General features: G+C 37.4%; 21 protein-coding genes and 1 riboswitch. Of the genes, 16 read left to right on the plus strand and 5 right to left on the minus strand.

The features are described 5' to 3' along the window. Positions 1–50 precede the first annotated feature (50 nt). The 4 genes from D569_RS0117325 (at position 51) to D569_RS0117345 (ending at position 6,022) form a co-directional block, all read left to right on the plus strand. A complete protein-coding gene (locus D569_RS0117325) occupies positions 51–2,279 on the plus strand; it encodes a peptidase domain-containing ABC transporter (protein WP_018933697.1) in 2,229 nt (742 codons plus the stop codon). Continuing rightward, positions 2,269–3,885: a beta-barrel domain-containing protein gene (locus tag D569_RS0117330; RefSeq protein WP_018933698.1), complete on the plus strand. Its 1,617-nt coding sequence runs from the start codon at positions 2,269–2,271 to the stop codon at positions 3,883–3,885. The genes D569_RS0117325 and D569_RS0117330 overlap by 11 nt, the downstream gene beginning before the upstream one ends. A 409-nt stretch (positions 3,886–4,294) precedes the next feature. Then, positions 4,295–4,468, plus strand: a complete 174-nt coding sequence (locus tag D569_RS24475) for a hypothetical protein (RefSeq protein WP_018933700.1) — start codon at positions 4,295–4,297, stop codon at positions 4,466–4,468. Between the two features lie 330 nt (positions 4,469–4,798). Further along, positions 4,799–6,022: a TraB/GumN family protein gene (locus tag D569_RS0117345; RefSeq protein ID WP_018933701.1), complete on the plus strand. Its 1,224-nt coding sequence runs from the start codon at positions 4,799–4,801 to the stop codon at positions 6,020–6,022. A gap of 239 nt (positions 6,023–6,261) precedes the next feature. Here D569_RS0117345 and D569_RS0117350 read toward each other — a convergent pair whose 3' ends face one another. Next, positions 6,262–7,428 (minus strand): M20 metallopeptidase family protein, encoded by a 1,167-nt coding sequence (locus D569_RS0117350; protein WP_018933702.1) that lies wholly within the window; start codon positions 7,426–7,428, stop codon positions 6,262–6,264. A 143-nt stretch (positions 7,429–7,571) separates the two neighbouring features. Further along, on the minus strand, positions 7,572–8,015 hold the full coding sequence (locus D569_RS0117355) for a ferritin-like domain-containing protein (RefSeq protein ID WP_018933703.1): 444 nt from the start codon (positions 8,013–8,015) through the stop codon (positions 7,572–7,574). 141 nt (positions 8,016–8,156) lie between these two features. After that, positions 8,157–8,253: riboswitch (TPP riboswitch) on the plus strand. A 90-nt stretch (positions 8,254–8,343) separates the two neighbouring features. Here D569_RS0117355 and tenI point away from each other — a divergent pair. The 7 genes from tenI to D569_RS0117395 all read left to right on the plus strand — a co-directional run bounded on the left by tenI (position 8,344) and on the right by D569_RS0117395 (position 13,102). Next, positions 8,344–8,961 carry a thiazole tautomerase TenI gene (gene tenI, locus D569_RS0117365; protein WP_018933705.1) on the plus strand — a complete coding sequence of 206 codons (618 nt, stop codon included), beginning with the start codon at positions 8,344–8,346 and terminating at the stop codon, positions 8,959–8,961. Continuing rightward, entirely contained in the window at positions 8,954–10,066 is a 1,113-nt protein-coding gene (thiO, locus tag D569_RS0117370; protein ID WP_018933706.1) for a glycine oxidase ThiO, read from the plus strand. The genes tenI and thiO overlap by 8 nt, the downstream gene beginning before the upstream one ends. Before the next feature lie 29 nt (positions 10,067–10,095). Next, on the plus strand, positions 10,096–10,299 hold the full coding sequence (gene thiS / locus D569_RS0117375; RefSeq protein ID WP_018933707.1) for a sulfur carrier protein ThiS: 204 nt from the start codon (positions 10,096–10,098) through the stop codon (positions 10,297–10,299). Between the two features lie 6 nt (positions 10,300–10,305). Continuing rightward, positions 10,306–11,076, plus strand: coding sequence for a thiazole synthase (locus tag D569_RS0117380; RefSeq protein WP_018933708.1), 771 nt, complete (start codon positions 10,306–10,308; stop codon positions 11,074–11,076). Beyond that, positions 11,069–12,088, plus strand: a complete 1,020-nt coding sequence (locus D569_RS0117385; protein ID WP_026287370.1) for a ThiF family adenylyltransferase — start codon at positions 11,069–11,071, stop codon at positions 12,086–12,088. Before D569_RS0117380 ends, D569_RS0117385 begins: the two co-directional genes overlap by 8 nt. Positions 12,089–12,186: 98 nt before the next feature. Continuing rightward, positions 12,187–12,609 carry a disulfide oxidoreductase gene (locus D569_RS0117390; RefSeq protein WP_018933710.1) on the plus strand — a complete coding sequence of 141 codons (423 nt, stop codon included), beginning with the start codon at positions 12,187–12,189 and terminating at the stop codon, positions 12,607–12,609. Between the two features lies 1 nt (position 12,610). Beyond that, complete coding sequence (locus D569_RS0117395) at positions 12,611–13,102, plus strand: thioredoxin family protein (protein ID WP_018933711.1); 492 nt, start codon at positions 12,611–12,613, stop codon at positions 13,100–13,102. Positions 13,103–13,214: 112 nt separating this feature from the next. Here D569_RS0117395 and D569_RS0117400 read toward each other — a convergent pair whose 3' ends face one another. Beyond that, entirely contained in the window at positions 13,215–13,688 is a 474-nt protein-coding gene (locus tag D569_RS0117400) for a hypothetical protein (RefSeq protein ID WP_018933712.1), read from the minus strand. 135 nt (positions 13,689–13,823) lie between these two features. Here D569_RS0117400 and D569_RS0117405 point away from each other — a divergent pair, with 135 nt between their 5' ends. The 4 genes from D569_RS0117405 (at position 13,824) to hemY (ending at position 19,515) form a co-directional block, all read left to right on the plus strand. Next, positions 13,824–16,010 carry a transglycosylase domain-containing protein gene (locus tag D569_RS0117405; RefSeq protein WP_018933713.1) on the plus strand — a complete coding sequence of 729 codons (2,187 nt, stop codon included), beginning with the start codon at positions 13,824–13,826 and terminating at the stop codon, positions 16,008–16,010. Positions 16,011–16,137: 127 nt separating this feature from the next. Next, a complete protein-coding gene (hemE, locus tag D569_RS0117410; protein WP_018933714.1) occupies positions 16,138–17,169 on the plus strand; it encodes a uroporphyrinogen decarboxylase in 1,032 nt (343 codons plus the stop codon). Positions 17,170–17,185: 16 nt separating this feature from the next. Continuing rightward, positions 17,186–18,121, plus strand: a complete 936-nt coding sequence (gene hemH, locus D569_RS0117415) for a ferrochelatase (RefSeq protein WP_018933715.1) — start codon at positions 17,186–17,188, stop codon at positions 18,119–18,121. Beyond that, positions 18,118–19,515: a protoporphyrinogen oxidase gene (hemY, locus tag D569_RS0117420; RefSeq protein ID WP_018933716.1), complete on the plus strand. Its 1,398-nt coding sequence runs from the start codon at positions 18,118–18,120 to the stop codon at positions 19,513–19,515. Before hemH ends, hemY begins: the two co-directional genes overlap by 4 nt. Positions 19,516–19,944: 429 nt before the next feature. Here hemY and yhfH read toward each other — a convergent pair whose 3' ends face one another. Continuing rightward, a complete protein-coding gene (gene yhfH, locus D569_RS25045; protein WP_083939069.1) occupies positions 19,945–20,073 on the minus strand; it encodes a protein YhfH in 129 nt (42 codons plus the stop codon). A 157-nt stretch (positions 20,074–20,230) separates the two neighbouring features. Here yhfH and lplA point away from each other — a divergent pair, with 157 nt between their 5' ends. Beyond that, positions 20,231–21,226 (plus strand): lipoate--protein ligase, encoded by a 996-nt coding sequence (lplA, locus tag D569_RS0117430; RefSeq protein WP_018933718.1) that lies wholly within the window; start codon positions 20,231–20,233, stop codon positions 21,224–21,226. 61 nt (positions 21,227–21,287) lie between these two features. Here lplA and D569_RS24110 read toward each other — a convergent pair. Further along, positions 21,288–21,528: integrase core domain-containing protein (locus D569_RS24110; RefSeq protein WP_156822994.1), on the minus strand; the 241-nt coding region annotated here is incomplete at its 5' end.

Below are 21,528 nucleotides of genomic sequence, written 5' to 3' on the forward strand. Positions count from 1 at the left end.
TCGTAATTAATTTTGGTTTCGAAGATATGAAAGGAGTGACAAAATGTAAAATGACATCATCATTTAAAAATGTTTCTTTAAAACCATTCAAGAAGTTTTATTATATAAAACAATATGACATTACAGATTGTGGTGCAGCATGTCTTGCCACAATCTCCAAACAATACGGCTTAAAAATACCAATATCAAAAATCCGTGAAGTTGCGGGCACAGACAAACAAGGAACAAATGTGTATGGATTAATCAAAGCTGCAGAAAAGCTAGGCTTCACTGCAAAAGGAGTAAAGGGTAATCAAGATGCTCTTTTTGAGGAATTTCCCTTACCTGCAATAGCACATGTTGTTATTGATGGGTCCCTGCTTCATTATGTGGTCATTCATCGGATAAAAAAAGACGAGGTACTTGTTGCAGATCCAGCAAAAGGCTTAGTTAAGTATAGTCTAGAAGAATTTTTTAAAATCTGGACAGGTGTGCTAGTTTTGATGGTTCCGACACCTCAATTTGAGAAAGGCGATGAGACGAAAGGGTTATTTCAACGTTTTTTTGGGCTATTAAAACCGCAGAAAAAATTAATTAGCCATATTTTTCTTGCATCCCTGCTATATACGATATTTGGAATATTAGGAGCTTTTTATTTTCAATTTCTGATTGATGACATATTACCGTACAGCTTAAATAAAACGTTACATATTATTTCAATAGGCGTTATTATTCTTTATGTCTTTCAAGTTATCTTGAACATGTTTCGTTCACAATTACTTCTCTATCTAGGGCAAAAATTGGATATTAGTCTGATGTTAGGCTATTACCATCATGTTCTCTCCTTGCCTATGCAATTTTTTGGTACAAGAAAAGTGGGTGAAATTGTATCACGTTTTAGTGATGCTTCAAAAGTGAGAGAAGCTATTTCCAGTGCTACATTAACGGTCATGATTGATGTATTAATGGTTGTCGTTGGTGGAGTGATTTTGTATGCCCAAAGTGGTTTTCTGTTTGCAATAACTCTAGTCATAGTGCCGATTTATGGATTGATCGTTTGGTTGTATCAAAAGCCTTATGATCGTATTAATCGACATGAGATGGAGGAGAATGCACAGCTAACATCTTACCTTGTTGAATCAATTAATGGCATCGAAACCGTCAAAGCCTATAATGCCGAACGTAAAACAAATCTTGAAACAGAAACCCGTTTTATTAAGTTTGTTAAAACGGTTTTTAAGCGTGGGACAATGAATAATGTCCAGAGTTCTGCTAAAACATTCGTAGAATTAATTAGTGGTGTTGTGATTCTTTGGGTAGGTGCTTATCAAGTTATCGAAGGTAATTTATCTATTGGTCAGTTAATTACCTATAATGCTTTGTTAGCCTATTTCTTAGACCCAATCAAAAATTTAATTAATCTTCAACCTACAATGTTGACAGCAGTTGTTGCGGCCGATCGTTTAGGAGATATTTTAGACTTAGAGCCTGAAAATGATCCAGAGGAAGATCGTAAAATTAATCCCGAAACACTTAAAGGTGAAGTAGAAATTAATAATCTTGATTTTCGCTATGGTACTAGGGAATGGGTCTTACAAAATATCAATCTATCAATTAAACAAGGGGAAAAAGTAGCACTAGTAGGAGAAAGTGGTTCGGGAAAAACAACATTAGCTAAATTGTTAATGAATTTTTACCCTTTGGAAAAAGGAGAAATATTACTCAAAAATTATAATATACAAGATATTAATCGAGAGGTATTGCGTGAAAAAATAGCTTATATCCCTCAAGATACTTTCTTCTTTAGCGGAACAATTAGAGAGAATTTAACGTTAGGTGTTGCTGATAACATTGAGTTTGAAGATATTGTAATGGCTTGTAAATATGCTAGAGCGCACGATTTTATTAATCAATTACCGTTAAGATATGAGACAACATTAGATGAAGATGCTTCTAACTTATCAGGAGGACAGAGACAACGACTAGCAATTGCAAGAGCTATATTAAAAAATCCAGATATGCTTATTATGGATGAAGCTACAAGTAATCTTGATTCGAGCACAGAAAAAGCAATATCAGAAACTATTCAAGAAATAAGTGGTGATATTACGACGATCATCATTGCACATCGCTTAAGTACAATTATGAAATGCGACACGATTATCGTCATGGACAAAGGTGAAGTTATTGAAAGTGGCTCGCATCAAGAACTAATGCAGAATGGCGGAAAATATTATCATCTGTGGAAAGATCAGCTTCCACCGGTTCAAATAGAGGATGGTGAGAGAGATGAAAGATGAATATCGTACGTTGGAGGAGATGACAGATAGTCGTGAATTGTTAGAAGCAAAACCTAATCCTGTCATTCCTTTGTTTATATATTTACTTATTATCATATTGGTCTCAGCGATTACTTGGACTTATTTTGGTGAAATGGATGAAGTCGTTAAGGCAAACGGAGTGATACGGTCTAGTGAAACGATTAGTACGGTTCAAAACCAGCTTGCTGGCGAAGTGAAAGAGATCTATTTTGGTGAAGGACAAGTAGTGGAAGAAGGAGATAAATTATTTGAATTAGACCAAAGTGATCAAGATTTAAAGAAAAAGCAATTAGAAGAAGAACGTGATCAATACGAAAATAAATTAGAAGACTTACATACATTGAAAGAAAGTATAGATAATGGAGAAGATTTGTTTAATGAGAAGCATACGGAAAATAATCAAGTGTATGAACGCTACATTTCCTATAAAACGAATTTGTCTTTAATGAAGGGAGAATTTGATGGAAAGTCAATTGAAATTAATCAACAATTAGAGGAACAAAATATGCAAAAAGAGCAATTAACTGAACAAAAGGAAACCATTATAGAAAAAATAGAGCAATTAGAGAGAATGCAGGATGCAATAAAAAAGGAAGAAAATATATTTAGTAAAGATGAAACGCCATATTACAATCGGTTGGAAAATATCATTTCAACTATTACTCATAGAAAAGATAACATGGAAGAGTTGAAAGAAGAATATAAGTCATTAGATGAAAAAAGGAAAAATCCTTCAAATACTGATGGTCAAGAACTTGACGATGTAGATAGTAATGGAATAAGAGAGAGTACTAACCAGGAACAAAATGAGTTGATTACGTCCGAACAAGTAAATAATGCAAAGAATGCATATAAAGAAGCAGAATACGAATTAGAGCAGTATATCAACCAACAATTATCTGAAATTGATCTTGAATTGCAACAAAAAGAGGAACAACTACAAGATATAAATATTTCGTTAGATTCGTTAGATACACAAAATAAGATACAACAAAATCAAGAAGAAAATTACCAATCAACAATTGATAACTTTACATCTGAAACCTTAATACAAGTAGACAATGATATAGAAACTGTGGAACAACAAATCAATCAGTTAAGCAAAGATTTAACTACTCTAGAAGAACAAATGAAAATTGGTGTGGTGAAAGCTCCTATTGATGGGGTGGTCAATACAAAGACACATGTTAGAGAAGGTGACTTCTTACAGGCTGGAACAGAAGTTTTAACTATTGTCCCTAACTCTAAAGAATCAACCTTTAAAGTACAACTAACGATATTAAATGAAGATATTGCGGAGACGAAAGTTGGTGACAAAGTAGATTTAAGTATTCACTCTTTACCTTATCAAGAGTATGGCCATATAGAAGGCGAAATTACAAAAATTAGCGCAGATGCGTTAAATGATCCTGAAACAGGAACTAGTTTTTATGCAGCTGAAGCCGTGATTGAAAACGGAAGATTGTATAGTTATAAAGGAGAACCAGCGCAAGTAAAAGTCGGAATGACAACAGAGGCACATATTGTTTCAGGTTCGAAAAAAATCTTATACTTCTTGTTAGAAAAAATCAACTTAAAAGAGTAAAATTAATGATATTATAATTATGATGGTAAATGATGGGGATGTATCAATGATATGAATATTGTGAAAATAGGTGAAAATATGTTTCGAAAGTTTCAGGTTATTTCTATAATCATCTTTATTATTTCTGCTGTTACTTGCATTATTCACTTGATAGTCGTTGGAAATATGGTTAATCAATTAACAGCTTTAATACTATGTTTCACGACAGCAAGCTTTATCATGATGAATAGTATAGATAATGAGGAGAAGAGACATGCTTATCTGAGGTGCGGAGGAGCATGGAGCTTAAGTATTATCTGCTTATTAATATATATTATTGCATAATCTGTTTAATGAGAAACGAATAAAAATAAATTACAATTACATGTGAACCACATTCTATTTGGGAATACTTGGAGGTAAAAGGGTTATGGCATCTTTGTTCTTACAAATCTTGTTTATAACTGCTGGAATTTTTGGACTTGTTACTCTAGTATTAGAGATAACAACGGATGAAAAGAGTGATAAAAGACAACTATTTATCTCATCAGCTATTTTGATTAGTAGTATAGCAATGTTTAGTAGTTTCACTTTCATTAATTGAATAAGCTAGTATTATATAAGGTGTGACAAATATATGCTTACTTTTATTTACATATGCATATCTTTTATCTTTGCGTTGTTTTTAGAGTTTACGATAAAAAATAACATTCGGTTGAGAAAGAGAGTGATAGATAAGTTTGGCGGTTATAAGACGATGATTGGATATTTCTAGTGATAATTGTGATTCATTATATATATTTACAAATTAATCCAAGCATAGTGGAACATCCAATGCTTTTTTATTTTTCAATTATATGGATCGTCTATTTTATCCCTTGAAAAGAGGATAAAGTTGAATAATTTTGTTTAGAAGAGAAAGGAGTCATTTCATTTGCAACACATTATAAAGTTAACATTCTTACTATTTATTCCGTTGGCTCTGATCAGTTGTAGTCAAGACACGATAAACTTTGAAGATGCCAACTTAGAAGCAGCGATTGAGTCAGAGTTAGGTGAATCATTCTCAGACGAGGAGGTAGAGAATGTGACGGAATTAAAATTAACGGACGCCGACATTTCCAATTTGGAAGGTTTGCAGCAGTTTTCTTCCTTAGAATCCATTTCGTTGCAAGATAATCAAGTGGAAGATTTTTCGGTATTACAAGAGTTAGAACATTTAGAGTCCGTAAATGTAGTAGGTAATCCTTTGGAGGCAGGTCAAGATCAATTAGATGAGCTCGCGGATGAAGGTATTGAGGTTATCCAAACGGTTGGCAGGGCAGATGGCCCAGGTGGATTCTTGTGGAAAGTGGAAGATGAAAATACGGAAGTATATTTACAAGGAACGATTCATGCTGGTGTAGCAGATTTTTATCCTTTACATGAAGAAATAGAAAAGGCGTATTTAAAAGCAGATGTAGTTGTTCCTGAGGTTGATATAACGAATGTTGAGCAATCGGAAATGCAACAAATAAATATGTCGTTAGGGACTTATCAAGATGGTTCGACAGTCAAAGATCATATTTCAGATGATGTCTATTTAGAAATGGAAGAGACGCTAAGTCAATTTGGTATCCCGATAGAAGCGGTTGAATTTTACAAACCATGGATATTAGCAAATACGATTCAGCAGCTCATGACACAACAGTTAGGCTATACCCAAGGGGTTGATCAATATTTTCTGAATAAAGCAGCGGATGATAGCAAAGATATATTTGATTTAGAAACCGCAGAAGAGCAACTGGAAATCTTTGCAGATACATCTGCAGAATATCAAGAGGCAATGTTGGCATCTTCTTTAGTAACTGTGATCGAGTATCAACAGCAAATGGAGGAACTGTTTGAAACGTATGAGCAAGGTGATGAAGAAGAATTGCTTGAAGTATTGTCTGAAGAAGAGGGCGGTTCTTCGGAAATGCAAGAAGAAAACGAAGCATTTATGAAAGCAATCAATGATGACAGAAATCAGAATATGGCAGAGCAAATCGTTCGCTTTCTAGAAGAGGATGAAGCAGATACATATTTTGTGATGGTAGGTAGTCTTCATTTATTACAAGAGCCTCATATTCGTTCGATTTTGGAGGAAGAAGGATACACAGCCGAACGGATTCACTAAGTAAATAAGGATCGATACCACCCTTCCTTGGATATTAAGTTCTGCTCCTTGGACAACGCGTGCTCTTCCATGGATATTAAGCTCTGTTCCTTGGATAACCTATGTTCTTCCTGGGATATTTGCCATTATCCACGGAGGAAGGATACTTTTCCATGGAATAGCAACTAAACCAAAAACGTGAGCATCAAAAATAAAATGATGCTCACGTTTTAATGTAACTTGAAAACTTCTTTATTAACTTATTCATTCACATTCAACGTAGCAGCTATTAATGTTTTGGCTGCTATTTTCATTGCTCGCTCATCAAAATCAAATAGAGGGTGATGGTGTGGCACGAAGCCATTTTCGATTTGGGCTCCTGTAAAGAAATAGGCACCAGGTTTTTCTTCTAAATAGTAGGCAAAGTCTTCACCTGTCATACTAGGTACAATCATTTCAGCCTTCTCTACTTCTTTCACCTGTTCGGCAGCAGTTAATACTTTTTCAGCATGCTCGGCATGGTTGACAACGGGTCTGTATCCGTAGGCATAATCAAACTCATAGGATACATCATAGCCAATACATGTGCCTTTTATCACTTTTTCGATTTTCTCTTTTATAAAATGTTGTACGTCCGGATTAAAGGTGCGTACCGTTCCATCAATCATCGCTACATCAGGAATAACATTGTACGCATCACCTGCATGAAATTGCCCGATCGATAGGACGGCTGTCTCTAATGGATCAATCCGTCTTGAGACAATTTGCTGTAGATTCGTTACAAGTTGTGAACCGACTACAATCGGATCTTTCGTTTGGTGTGGTATTGCTCCATGGCCACCTTTTCCTTTTATTTCAATGGTGAAGTGATCTGCTGCAGCCATAAAGTTTCCTCGTGATGTCTGAACGATTCCATATGGGGTATTGGTCCAAAGGTGTGTACCGTAAACGACATCAACATTCTCCAATACTCCTGCTTCAATCATTGGTTTAGCACCACCAGGGGCAAGCTCTTCTGCGTGCTGATGGATAAACACAACGGTACCCGCCAGTTCTTCTTGATATTTCTTGAGTACTTTGGCTACAGCAAGTAATGTCGTTGTGTGTCCGTCGTGTCCACAGGCATGCATCACACCGTCGTTTTTGGATTTATAAGGCAAATCTTTTTCATCTTGAATAGGTAGTGCATCGAAGTCCGCACGTAATGCCACGGTTTTACCAGGTTTAGCCCCTTTTAAAGTGGCTACAACACCATTTCCTCCGACATTTGCTTGATATGGAATATCTAATATTTTATATTGCTCCTGAATAAATGCAGCTGTTTTATATTCTTGAAAGGAAAGCTCAGGATATTGATGTAAAAACCTGCGCATTTCCACCATTTCATCGTACAAACCATCAATTTCCTCAAATAAAGTGTCCCTCATATCCTCACCTCACAGAAGCTTTTCTTTCTATTATATCATAGATTACTAGTATTTCCTTTTTATGAGAATCAAGAAAAGAGACAAAAAAACAACCTCCTGGTGGAAGTTGTTTTTTCTATATATGAAAAAAAGGGGTTAACAAGTTATTGAAAGCTCTTGTCTGACAAAAGTCGTTCTGTTTCTTCTTTATGGCTTGTTTCATCTGCAATAATATCTTCTAATTTCACAACAAGTTCGGTTAAACCAAGCTCGTCTGCCTGTTGTTTTCTTTCTTCATAGCGCTCAATCGTTTCTGTTTCAGCTTTAAGAGTAGCCTCTAACATGGCTTTAACGTCTGTTAATTGTTCAACTTTTGCTGGTGTTGTAGTTGGTGTACCGCCTAATGTTTTAATTTTGTCAGATAAGTATAAAGCATGTCCGATCTCATCATTTATTTCATCTTCAAAAAAAGGTTTTAAGAAAGAACGATATAATCCTGAAACAACAGATGCATGATACGTATACATGATCGTTGCTGCATATTCATTTGCTAAATCCTCATTTAATCCATCAATTAAAGCTTGTAATTTTTCATCTCTTTGTGCCATTTCTTTCAACATCCTTTCTATTGATCATCTCCATTATATATCTACCCTTAAGTGAAAATGGTTAAACATAATAATGGAAAATTTTTTATTGGCGATTATGTCATACTATGTTATCCTTTTCATATAAGAAAAAATAATACGTAAGAACACTAGGGGAGCCATTTGGCTGAGACGAATCTTCGGACCCTTTGAACCTGATCTGGTTAACACCAGCGGAGGGAAGTGGTAGAAAAGCAACCAAATTGTAGCTTTTGATACATACCACTCGTCCATGCTGGATGGGTGGTTTTTCTATTTTCACTTCCTCTAGAAAAAAGGAGTATGAACAATGCATGGAATACACCTTATTTCAAATGGCAGATTGACAGAACAACATATGCAGCTAGTATCGGAACAGATTGCGCAGATAAATTATATTCATCTGCGAGAAAAGACCAAAACGGCGAAAGAAATCTTGGAAATGATTGATTTTTTGATAGAAGCGGGTGTTCCGGCTGAACGGATCATTATTAATGATCGTGTAGATGTAGCATCGATAAAAAAATGCTGTGGCGTACAGCTTGCCTATCATAGTATTCCGGTTGCAGATGTGAAGCGCTCGTTTCCGGCACTTCGTATCGGTAAGTCCGTCCATTCCTTGGAGGAAGCCATTACGGCAGAACATAATGGTGCAGATTTTCTAATCTATGGGCATATTTTTTCAAGCAACTCTAAACCTGATCTTGAGCCAAGAGGCATTACCGTATTAGCTGATGTCACCAAAAACGTTTCTATTCCTGTCATCGCAATTGGCGGGATTACTGAACAAAATATGAACCAAGTACAAGAGGTGGGGGCTAGTGGTGTTGCGATTATGTCAGGAGTATGGGATGCCGAAGATCCTACCGAAGCAATAAAGTGTTATCGTCAAGTGTTCGACGCGAGGAAGGAGGAACAGTTTGAATAAATTATATGATCAGATCATTGTTGGCGGTGGAGTAATGGGAGCTTCAATTGCCTACCAGTTAAGTAAACGAGGTTACAAGGTTTTGCTGTTAGAAGAAAATAAAATTGCTGCAGAGGCATCCAGTGCAGCAGCTGGTATGCTTGGTGTGCAGATGGAGTTTGAGCAGGATTCACCGTTATTTCAATTTGCTAAAGAAAGCAGGAAATTATACCCTGATTTAGCGGAAGAACTGATGCAAGAAAGTGGTATGGATATTCAATTAATCGAAAAAGGCGCCTTAAAGCTTGTCTATCATCAAGATGAGCTGGATACGTTAAAACGAATTGCTAGCTTTCAAACAGAACAAGGAGCAGAGGCAAAGGTGATCTCACCAGGGAGTATCCCGGAAAAAGAAATGACAACCGATTTTTATGCAGCTCTTTATTGTCCAAGAGAAGGGCAAGTATCTGCTCCTCACGTAACGAAAGGCTTTGCGAAGGCTGCTGAACATCATGGTGCGGTCATAATGGAACAGACGAAGGTAGAAGATATCGTCATCGAAAACGGAAAAGCGACAGGTGTGAAGACAAAAGAAAAAACGTATACTGCTGACAGGATCATTATCACTTGTGGATTTAAGAGCTCACATTTTTCCCGGTACATGCAAGAACTCACACCTGTAAAAGGAGAATGTCTGTCTGTTGTGACAAAAAAGCCTCTGATTCAATCAACGATCTTTACAGAAGGCTGTTACCTTGTTCCGAAAAGAGGTAACCGGATCATTATTGGCGCAACATCGAAGCCGAATCAAACGGATAAAGAGGTGAAAGTAGCAAGTGTCCTGCATTTGTTATCACGCGCCAAACAGATACTCCCTGCTTTAAACCAGGCAACGATAGAGAAGGTTTGGGCCGGTATACGCCCCTTAACGAAAGACGGTTTTCCTTATTTAGGCGAAGTACCAGATGTATCAGGTTTATATGTTGCAACAGGACATTATCGTAATGGTATATTACTGGCGCCTAGAACTGCTTTATTTATGGCAGATATGATCGAAGGAAAATCAGTCGATCCAATCTATTTAGATACATTTTCCTTGAGAAGAGAAAGCCTTCTATCTGTTTAAAGTGAAGGCTCACAAAAGGAGGGTTGATTTTGGAGATTATCGTAAATGGTGATCCATTAGAAGTTAGTGAAGGGATCACTAATATTGAAGAGTTAATCCAAGAATTACGTTTGGAGAAGAAATCATTAATTGTGGAGCATAATCAAACCATCTTAAAAAAGGAAAAACATAAAGAAACGGCAATTTCAGAAGGTGACCGATTGGAAATTGTCCATTTTGTTGGAGGAGGATGAAAAATAATGCTACAAGTAGGTAATGATACCTTTCAATCACGATTATTTTTAGGAACAGGAAAATATCCAAACTATGATATCCAGAAACAGGCAGTAGATGTATCAGAAACAGAGGTACTGACTTTTTCGGTGCGTCGGATGAATATTTTTGATCCGGACCAACCGAATTTTCTCGAAAAAATAGATTTAAAGAAATATCGTTTTCTGCCTAATACTGCTGGTGCTAAAAATGCGGAAGAAGCGGTCAGAATCGCTAAATTAGCAGATGCATCGGGGTTATGTGATATGGTGAAAGTAGAAGTAATCGGTTGTGACAAAACATTACTGCCAGATCCGGTAGAAACGTTAAAAGCGACCGAGACTTTACTTGCGGAAGGTTTCACTGTACTGCCATACACGTCTGATGATGTTGTACTCGCCAGAAAGTTAGAGGAGCTAGGCGCACATGCCATTATGCCAGGTGCATCACCAATTGGATCTGGGCAAGGGATTATTAATCCATTAAACTTGCAATTTATTATCGAGCAAGCTAGTGTACCTGTAATTGTCGATGCAGGGATTGGTTCGCCAAAAGATGCTGCCTATGCAATGGAATTAGGCGCAGATGGTGTTCTTCTCAATACAGCTGTTTCTGGTGCCAATGATCCTGTCAAGATGGCTGAAGCGATGAAGTTAGCAGTGGAAGCTGGCAGACTAGGGTTTGAAGCAGGTCGGATTGCGAAGAAGGAATATGCTGTGGCAAGCAGTCCTAAGGAAGGGATAAGTGTTGGTGAATAATCGCTATCATCGTCAAATGCTCTTCGATCCTATTGGTGAAACAGGGCAAAAAAGATTACAGGAAAGCCATGTTGTCATTGTTGGTGTTGGTGCACTGGGTTCAAGCAGTGCGGAAATGTTAGCACGAGCAGGGGTTGGCACGTTAACCTTGATCGATCGTGATTATGTGGAAGAAACCAATTTGCAGCGGCAGCAGCTTTTTTCTGAAGAAGATGTCCGCATGCAAACACCTAAAGTAATTGCTGCAAAGAAACGATTGCAAGAGATTAATCATTTGACCAACATTCATGCAGAGGTGATCGATGCTGGAGTTGATGAACTGGAAGTAATTGTTCCACAAGCGAACCTAGTAATCGATGCCACAGACAATTTTGATACGAGATTAATCATTAACGATATTTGTCAAAAGCATCATAAACCATGGATCTATGGAGCGTGTGTGGCAAGTTATGGGGTAACATTCACCGTCTTACCAGAGGAAACCCCTTGTTTACAATGCTTGATGGATCATATACCAAGTGATGGTGCAACATGTGATACAGTTGGCATTATTAGTCCAGCAGTACAGATGGTTGTCTCTCATCAGGTAACAGAGGTACTGAAAATACTGACTGAAAATCTCGATGCACTTTCTGGAAAATTAATTGCCTTTGATCTGTGGAAAAATCAACAAATGGAATTGAAAGTAGCTAGTTTAAAGGATGAAACATGTCCATCTTGCTCAAAAAAACAGTATCCACATTTAGCTTATCAAGCGCAGTTGAAAACAGCCGTACTGTGTGGTCGGAATACGGTCCAAATTAGAACGAGTGCAGAAAAAATCATTCACTTTGATGAAATGAAAAAACATTTGGAACGCAATCAACACATTAAATTGTTTAGCAATCCATATTTGTTATCATTTGAGATTGATAAGTATCGTGTGGTCGTCTTCCGCGATGGACGCACACTCATTCACGGCACAAAAAATGTACAAGAAGCTAAAAAAGTATATTATCAATATGTAGGGTGAAGCAGCTTTTAAAAAGTTGCTTCTTTTTTTCACAATTCATTCATTTGTTTTTCAATCGCTAGTATGTATAATTAGTGTGAGAGGAGAATGTGAACGAAATGGACAAGCGAAAGGAAATCTTGTTATTTATTAGTTGGGCCGCGAGTCTAATGGCAACGATGGGGAGTTTGTTTTACTCCGAAATTATGAAATTCATACCTTGCGAATTGTGCTGGTATCAACGAATTTTAATGTATCCACTTGTCGTCATTTATGGATACGCAGTTTATAAAAAAGATATTCGTTACGCTTTTCCAGGGCTAATTCTAAGTGGAATCGGCATTTTGGTTTCCAGCTATCATTATTTGATACAAAAAGTGCCTGGATTACAAGAGGCTGGCGATGGATGTGGTATCATTCCATGTACCACAACATATGTGAATTATTTTGGCTTTGCATCAATACCTTTTCAAGCATTGATCGCCTTTCTTGTCATCTTTGTTATTCACATTTATTTAATTGTTCAACAAAGGAGCGTTTAAAGTGAAGAAAATGGTCATATTTGTATTAGTGCTCGTCGTTATTTTTGGAGCATTAATATTTGTCGTACAATATCAAAATTCAAAACAGCTTGATGGGGTAGACAACCCTTATAATAAAACAGACTTACATCAAGCCACAATTGATCAGTTGGACGATCCGATGTATCAAAATCAAATATTACCTGATGAATTAGCGGATAAGTTAAGTAATGGTGAAGATGTTACAGTTTACTTCTACAGTCCTACTTGCATCCATTGCCAACGAACCACACCTGAATTGGTACCAATCGCAGAGGAATATGGCGTGGATTTAGTGAAATTGAATTTAAAAGAATTTGAAAGTGCATGGTCAGAATTTAATATTGAAAGCACACCTACGATGGTACATTATGAAGGTGGAGAAGAATCTGCAAGAATAGTGGGTGAACAACCACAAGCTAATTTTGAAGATTTCTTCGAGCAAGAAGTACTAGCAGAAGCTGATGACTCATAAAAGTTATCAGCTTCTGCTTTTTTAAAAGTGTCCAATAAAGTTGGAAAAGTGTCCAATAAAGCTAGAAAAGCGTCCAATAAACGAACGAAAGTGTCCAATAAAATAAAACTGACTATTCTTCTTCGTCTTCCCCAACTTGGAAGGTTTCGGTATAGACTGATCCGGCTATATAGGAATCTTCTTTTTTATTTGGAAGTGGGTTTGTCTTTTTCCATGCATGGTAATCTTTCGGATCATCCCATTCCACTAGTAAGATATAGGAATTTCCTCTAAACGGTCGCAATAACCTTGCAGCAACTACCCCACTTAATTCATTCACTTTCTGCTTTTTATCCATTTCGAAGATCGGACTTCCTTCCTCTGTAACAGGGATGAGTGACAGGCTGATAAAACCAATTTCTGATAATTGTCCAACCTGTGCTAACACAAGGTAATCTCTGCTTGTTTCAAAAATAGATGGATTTGTATCTTCATAGTAGGCGACGGCTTTGACATCGTTATGCATGATAATAAAAGGATAAATATGATGCTTACTCTTTAATTTCTCTAAATATGGATAGGTGCCGTTAGTCATGTAACCATTCATAATACTTCCTCCTTTAAATGAATATATTCATTTTAGTTTTGTACTTTTTTTGCCATTATAACATTCGTCGCACAAACAAGTTTTGTGATAAAATGAAGCTATTGTCGAAATTTAAGAGAAAGGTGGTGTAACAGTTTGGATAAAGAAAAAATAAAACAGCTTTTCCAGTCTGTATGGTCCTGGATAAAAAGATATAAGTGGCTCTCGATTATCGTCAGCTCTATGTTTTTATTAGCAGTATTAGGTTATCTTTTTATAATATTCGGAGGCCGCTTTGTGTTTGACGAGAAAGCGGTCATTTTGCCGACTGCTTCCAAAGTGGTTGCGAAAGATGGTACCGTGTTAGGTAAATTATACTCAGAAAATAGAGATTATGTCACATTGGAACAAATCCCGGACCATGTAGAAGAAGCGTTTATTGCGATGGAAGATCAGCGTTTTTATGAACATGCTGGTATTTCTTTGCCCGCTGTTACACGTGCCGTTTACCGTGATATCGTTGCGATGAGCAAAGTGGAAGGCGGCAGTACTATTACACAGCAATTGGCTAAAAACCTGTTTTTAGTCAATGATAAAACATGGATGAGAAAAACAAAAGAAGTGATGGCATCGGTTTATCTGGAACGCAATTATACTAAATCACAAATATTAGAACTTTATTTAAATCAAATATATTTGGCGCATGGTGTACATGGGGTAGGTACAGCAGCTGATTATTATTTTGGAAAAGATGTAGCGAATTTATCAATCGAAGAAGGGGCGTTACTCGCAGCAATGGTGAAAGCGCCCAATACGTATTCCCCACATCATGATTTAGAAGAAGCAAAAGACAGAAGAGATCTGGTATTACAACAAATGGCAAACGAAGGTAATATCTCGACCGAACAATTGCTAGCGTTACAAGCAACGGAAATTAAAGTCAAGGATCAAGAAAGGCAAAGAGATCCATGGTTAGACGATTATTTTGCTTACGTGCTAGAAGAAGTAGAAGCTACATATGGATTAAGTCGTGAAGCATTAAAACGTGGTGGTTACACCGTGGAAGTGCATATGGATCCTGACATACAGCAAATTGCATATGATCAAATGCAAGATAGTGATTATTATCACGGATCAAATGATGCCGTTAATGGTAGCTTTGTTTTAATGGAACAAAAAACAGGTCAATTGAAAGCATTAATTGCTGGACGCGATTTTCAATTAAATGATACTAATCATCTTTTAACGAAAAAACAACCAGGTTCGGTCATGAAACCTTTGGCCGTTTATGGACCAGCAATGCAATTAGGCAATTATCAACCATATGATATGATTCCAGACCAGGACATCGAATATGATGATAGATATCGTGTTAACAATGTTGACGGGCAATTTGATGGAGAAGTTAGTATGTTTCAAGCGGTAGTTGAATCAAAGAATGCTCCTGCAGTGTGGTTGTTGGATCAAATTGGTGTCGATTATAGTAAGTCCATGTTGGAAAAAATGAATATCGATATTAATGATCAAGGATTGGCCATTGCTTTAGGTGGTTTAGAAACAGGAATCACACCGATTGAAGTGGCAGAGAGCTACCGCACCTTTATTAGTGGCGGGGAATGGCTAGAAGCAAGAAGTGTTCGAGCTGTTTATAACAAAGATCAGGAAAAACTACAACCTGCAGAGCAAGAAAAAGAAAATGTGTTTAATTCGCAAACTGCCTGGAATATGCTGAGAATGCTAGAGGGAGTAACGAAAGAAGGTACTGGTACAGCTGGTGAATACAGAAAAGCTTTGGCAGGCAAAACAGGATCAACCCAACATCCAGAACAAGATGGAGCAGTAAAGGATGCATGGTTTGCTGGTATTACTCCTGAATATGTGACCGCAACATGGATTGGCTATGATCAAGCAACAGCAGAAAATTATTTAACTACAGGTTCTGAAGCGACGACAAGATTAACAAAATCAATTTTAACTGAAATTGACAAAAGGATGCCATTAGCAGAAAAATTTGAACAACCCGATGATGTTGAAGATTTACCAGAACCGATACAACTCCCGGTGATTGATGATTTAACAGCATCGATTCAGTTTGGTGGTTTTTCGATATTGCGTGGTGAATTAAACTGGACAGCAGCAGAAGACAGCCGTGTCATCTATCGAATCTATGAACGTGGTGAGGATGAAGATCACCTCATTGGCGAAGCGGAAGGTAAAGGTAGCTATACAATTGACCGCATCAATGTTTTCCGGACGGGTGAATACTACGTTGTACCTTATAATCCATTAACCAAACAAACAGGTAAACCATCCAATATCACGTCTTTAGAGTTTGACTTTTAATCGAAAACTAATTACAATTACTTTTTAGTTATAATAATTACAATTTAGTGAACGTTTTTAAAAAATACTATACAGGATCGATCAAACCTTCTATAGTAGAATAGAATGGGAAAAAAGGGTGAAATAAATGACGAAATTTAATGATACGATATTAAAAGCATTTAGAGGGGAAGAAACAGACTATACACCTGTCTGGTATATGCGGCAAGCCGGCAGATCTCAAAAAGAATACCGAGAATTAAAAAAGAAATATTCTTTATTTGAAATTACTCACCAACCAGAACTTTGTGCCTATGTGACAAGGTTACCAGTTGAAATGTATAATGTGGACGCTGCGGTTTTATACAAAGATATTATGTCGCCATTACCTGCAATTGGCGTAGATGTCGATATTAAATCAGGGATAGGGCCTGTGATTGATAATCCGATTGTATCATTACGTGATATTGAAAAGTTGGGAACGATCGATCCAGAGAGTGATGTTCCTTATGTATTAGATACAATCCGCTTATTAACGAAAGAGCAGTTAAATGTCCCATTAATTGGTTTTAGTGGTGCTCCTTTCACGTTAGCGAGCTATATGATTGAAGGCGGTCCATCGAAAAATTATCATAAAACAAAAGCACTCATGTACAGCGATTCGAAAGCATGGTTTGCCTTGATGGATAAATTAGCAGATATGACGATTGCTTACGTAAAAGCGCAGGTTAATGCAGGTGCGCAAGCTATTCAAATATTCGATTCCTGGGTCGGTGCATTAAATGTAACAGATTATCGTACGTATATTAAACCTGTCATGAACCGTATTTTTAGTGAGTTACGTGAAACGAATGTACCATTGATTATTTTTGGTGTAGGTGCCAGCCACTTAATACAAGAATGGAATGACCTACCTGTTGATGTCATTGGTCTTGATTGGCGGATGTCAATCAAAGAAGCACGTGAATTAGATATCACCAAAGCACTCCAAGGAAATCTTGATCCAGCGTTTTTGGTAGCGGATTGGGAAGTAGTGGAGGAAAAAGCAAAACAAATCATTGATGAAGGAAAAGCACACCCTAGTCATATTTTTAACCTAGGACACGGTGTAACACCTGAAATCAGCCCAGAGCGATTAAAGAAATTAACGACTCTTATACATGAATACTCGAAAAGATAAGAAAGGATGTCACATCATGGCAAAGAAAAAAGTAGGATTACTCGTAATGGCATATGGTACGCCATACAAAGAAGCAGATATTGAACGATACTACACACACATTCGTCACGGACGTAAACCAACCAAGGAAATGTTAGATGACTTAACAGAGCGTTATCAAGCAATTGGTGGTATTTCTCCGTTGGCAAAAATTACAGAAGAACAAGTCCAGAGCTTGCAAGCACGTGCGAATGAAATCCAAGACGATGTAGAATTTGTTTATTATTTAGGATTAAAGCATATCGAACCTTTTATTGAAGATGCAGTACAGCAAATGGCTGAAGACGGAATTGACGAAGCACTATCCATTGTACTTGCTCCACACTATTCTACCTTCAGTGTTAAATCATACAATGGCAGGGCGAAAGAAGAAGCAGATAAACATGGTATTGCGATTAAATCAGTAGAAAGCTGGTATGATGCTGAAGGCTTTATTAACTATTGGGCAGATGCTATCACGAAAGAATATGAGAAAATTGACGATAAAGAGAAAGCAGTATTGATTGTTTCTGCGCACAGTTTACCAGAGAAGATTTTACAAAATGGTGATCCATACCCGAAACAATTAGAACGTACAGCTACATTAATTCAAGAAAAAACAGGCATACCAAACGTCGAAATCGGTTGGCAAAGTGAAGGAAACACACCAGATCCTTGGTTAGGTCCAGATGTACAGGATTTAACGCGCGACCTTTTTGAACAGAAAGGCTATCAATCGTTCATCTATGCTCCGGTTGGCTTTGTTGCTGATCACTTAGAAGTATTGTATGACAATGATTATGAATGTAAAGTCGTTTGTGAGGAAATCGGCGCAGCTTATTACCGGCCACCAATGCCCAATGTAAACCCGACGTTTATCAATACTCTAGCAGGAATTGTAGTGGACAAATTCCTGCGTGATGACGAGTCATGAAGAAAATAACGGTGATAGGCGGCGGTATAGCGGGGCTTACTGCCGCTTACTATTTAGACCAGAAGATTAAAGAACAGAATTTGGATTATCAGCTTCAACTTTTAGAAGCGAGTAATCGATTAGGCGGAAAAATTAATACGGAAAGACGGGATGGCTTTACGATCGAACGTGGCCCCGATTCCTTTTTAATTCGTAAACAATCAGCTGAACGCTTAGCTCGAAATGTTGGCGTTGGTGACAAGTTAGTTAAGAATGGAACAGGTAAATCTTATATTTTAGTGGGTGATCAGCTCCATAGTATGCCTCAAGGCTCTTTTATGGGCATACCAACCCAAGTCCGCCCATTTTTAACGTCAAGTTTATTCAGCGTAACAGGCAAATTACGAGCAGGTATGGATTTTGTCTTACCTAAAGGTGAAGCACAAGACGATCAGTCACTAGGAAAGTTCTTCAGACGACGATTAGGAGATGAAGTGGTTGAGAATTTAATTGAACCCTTATTATCAGGTATTTATGCTGGTGATTTAGATGATTTAAGTCTGATGGCAACATTTCCGAATTTTTATCACTTGGAACAAGAGCACCGTAGTCTCATTCGCGGACTGCAAAAAACAACACCAGTACCGAAACAACCAAGTGGTAAGAAGAAAAGTATGTTTTACAGCTTGGAAGGTGGACTGGAAACATTAGTAGAAGCGATTGAAGCGTCACTGTCGGAAGGCATTGTGCAAAAAGGGCGAGCCGTTAATAAGATTAACAAATCTGAAGATGGCTACGAGTTAGAGTTAAAAGGTGGTTCTACGTTATCATCTGATGTTATTTTAATTACTACACCTTATCCTGTGATGAAACAGATGCTCAAGCCCTATGATTCTGTAGCAGATCTGCATAATATGAAAGCTACTTCAGTTGCCAATGTGGCCTTAGCGTTTGATCAATCTGCCATTAAGGAAGATATTGATGGTACTGGATTTGTAGTGTCACGTAATAGCAATTATCGTATTACTGCTTGTACATGGACACACAAAAAATGGCCGGATACAGCTGCACCAGCAGGAAAAGCGTTACTAAGATGCTATGTTGGACGTCCAGGTGATGAGGAAGTAGTGGATCTTTCTGATGAAGCATTAGAAGAAATTGTTTTACATGATTTAAATAAAATTATGAAGATTGACGGTGATCCTTTATTTTCTGTTGTATCTCGCTGGAAAGATGCGATGCCGCAATATAGCATTGGTCATAAGCAAGTAGTAGAAAATTTGGAGAATGGTTTAGCCTCAGAGCTTCCCGGTGTATTCGTAGCAGGTAGCCCATACCGAGGCATTGGAATCCCGGACTGTATCGACCAAGGAGAAGCAGCCGTTGAGAAAATAATAGGTTATTTAGCAGAGTGACTTTAAGTGCTCTGCTTTTTAGCTATATCCAGGGAAGGGAAGGAAATATCCCGGGAAGCGTCGTGCTGTTCCGAGGAAAAAGTGTTCTCTTCCGAGGATAATCGACTATATCCAGGGAAGAGAAGGAAATATCCCTGGAAGCGCCCGTGCTGTTCCGAGGAAAAAGTGTTCTCTTCCGAGGATAAACGATTATATCCAGGGAAGGGAAGGAAATATCCCGGGAAGCGCCGCCCTGTTCCGAGGAATATGTATCAACTGTGTAATTGTACAAGCTTTTTAGATACAAAAAAAAGCAGCTACATTAATAGCTGCAGGTGTCTGTCTTTTACATATATCTTGATTAATTGGATGGGAATGTTCATCATCCTTGTTCAGCAGGATAAGAAGGATGAAAGAAACGAAAGATATGGTTGTAAAAGACGTAACAGGTTAGATGGCGGGATGACTGCAGTTGTCACAGATGTTATGATAACAATCTGCTTGTTCTACAATATCATTTCCGCACTTACTACACTTTTTTCTGGGAATGTTGCGAAAGAACTCAACGATGCTCTGCATAACGGACCTCCCAAAAGCGTGTCGTGTTATTATTGTATTATAACAAGTGTAAAAAATCAACTATTTGTATTAGTACAATTTCTTTAAAATTGTTTTCTCTCTGTAATTCTTTTATACTTGTAGAGAGAATCAGCTTACAATAGGAGTGAAATAACAGATGAAATTTATCGATAATAAAGGAATTACTGATCCATATATTAATCTAGCCATCGAGGAGTATGTACTCAAAAACTTTGGTGAGGAAGATACATATTTATTATTTTATATAAATGGACCATCGATCATCATTGGTAAAAATCAGAATACAGTAGAAGAAATTAATACCGATTATGTAGATGAACATGGTATTAAAGTTGTTCGCCGTTTATCTGGAGGTGGCGCTGTATACCATGATGAAGGGAACTTGAACTTTAGTTTTATTACAAAAGATGATGGTGACAGTTTCCATAATTTCGCTAAATTCACGGAACCAGTAGTAGAAGCATTGAATAAATTAGGCGTTCCAGCAGAATTAAAGGGACGTAATGATTTAGTTGCCGAAGGACGCAAAATTTCGGGGAATGCCCAGTTTACGACAAAAGGACGTATGTTCAGTCATGGGACATTAATGTATGATTCAGAAATCGAAAATGTTGTACGTTCTCTTAATGTAAAAACTGAAAAAATTAAGTCAAAAGGGATTAAATCAATCCGTAGCCGTGTTGCTAACATTACTGAATTTATGGATGAGAAATTATCGATGGATGATTTGAAGGCACATATTCTTAAACACGTTTTTGACGTTGAAAACGTGGAAGATGTTCCACAATACGTGTTAACAGATGAAGATTGGGACAACATCCATCAATTATCCAAAGAACGTTACCAAAAGTGGGAATGGAATTATGGCAAATCACCGAAATTTAATATTCAACACTCTCATAAGTTTGATGGTGGATTAGTAGACGTTCGCCTTGATGTTCATAAAGGTATCATTGAACAATGTACGATCTATGGGGACTTCTTCGGTGTCGGCGATGTCAAAGAATTAGAAGATCAACTACAAGGTGTTCGCTATGAGCGTCAGGCAATTGACGAAGTGTTAAGTGACTTAGATGTTTCCCACTACTTAGGGAAAATTACAAAAGAAGACTTCTTAGGGCTTATATATTAGCGTAAAAAATCCTCTTATCTTAGTTTGAACTGACCCAGTAAAACGGGACAAGAAAAAACACCTATGCTGCCATAGTCCTGAATTCAACAGGACTGTGGCAGTTTAGTTTTGTAAACGGTCGTATATAGTTGTAATAATACATGTAAGATTGCACTTTTTCTAGTACAATAGAGTTTGTAAGGTGCACTCTATTTTGAGTGTTGAATTCTTCCGACTTTAGCGAGGAGTGGAAGGATTCGATTACGGCATTATCAAAGCAGTTTCCTTTTCGGGACATGCTTGTGGTAATGCCTTTTTCTTTA

It is taken from the genome of Gracilibacillus lacisalsi DSM 19029 (genome assembly GCF_000377765.1).
In the GTDB taxonomy this organism is placed as follows: domain Bacteria; phylum Bacillota; class Bacilli; order Bacillales; family Amphibacillaceae; genus Gracilibacillus; species Gracilibacillus lacisalsi.

Bases quoted from the DNA above. Each gene is read 5' to 3' on its own strand.
- yhfH (WP_083939069.1), bottom strand. From the start codon at position 20,073: ATGCAGAGCATCGTTGAGTTCTTTCGCAACATTCCCAGAAAAAAGTGT.
- D569_RS0117350 (WP_018933702.1), bottom strand. From the start codon at position 7,428: ATGAGGGACACTTTATTTGAGGAAATTGATGGTTTGTACGATGAAATG.
- tenI (WP_018933705.1), top strand. From the start codon at position 8,344: ATGCATGGAATACACCTTATTTCAAATGGCAGATTGACAGAACAACAT.
- D569_RS24475 (WP_018933700.1), top strand. From the start codon at position 4,295: ATGGCATCTTTGTTCTTACAAATCTTGTTTATAACTGCTGGAATTTTT.
- hemY (WP_018933716.1), top strand. From the start codon at position 18,118: ATGAAGAAAATAACGGTGATAGGCGGCGGTATAGCGGGGCTTACTGCC.
- hemH (WP_018933715.1), top strand. From the start codon at position 17,186: ATGGCAAAGAAAAAAGTAGGATTACTCGTAATGGCATATGGTACGCCA.
- hemE (WP_018933714.1), top strand. From the start codon at position 16,138: ATGACGAAATTTAATGATACGATATTAAAAGCATTTAGAGGGGAAGAA.
- D569_RS0117355 (WP_018933703.1), bottom strand. From the start codon at position 8,015: ATGGCACAAAGAGATGAAAAATTACAAGCTTTAATTGATGGATTAAAT.
- D569_RS0117380 (WP_018933708.1), top strand. From the start codon at position 10,306: ATGCTACAAGTAGGTAATGATACCTTTCAATCACGATTATTTTTAGGA.
- D569_RS0117330 (WP_018933698.1), top strand. From the start codon at position 2,269: ATGAAAGATGAATATCGTACGTTGGAGGAGATGACAGATAGTCGTGAA.
- D569_RS0117390 (WP_018933710.1), top strand. From the start codon at position 12,187: ATGGACAAGCGAAAGGAAATCTTGTTATTTATTAGTTGGGCCGCGAGT.
- D569_RS0117400 (WP_018933712.1), bottom strand. From the start codon at position 13,688: ATGAATGGTTACATGACTAACGGCACCTATCCATATTTAGAGAAATTA.
- lplA (WP_018933718.1), top strand. From the start codon at position 20,231: ATGAAATTTATCGATAATAAAGGAATTACTGATCCATATATTAATCTA.
- D569_RS0117325 (WP_018933697.1), top strand. From the start codon at position 51: ATGACATCATCATTTAAAAATGTTTCTTTAAAACCATTCAAGAAGTTT.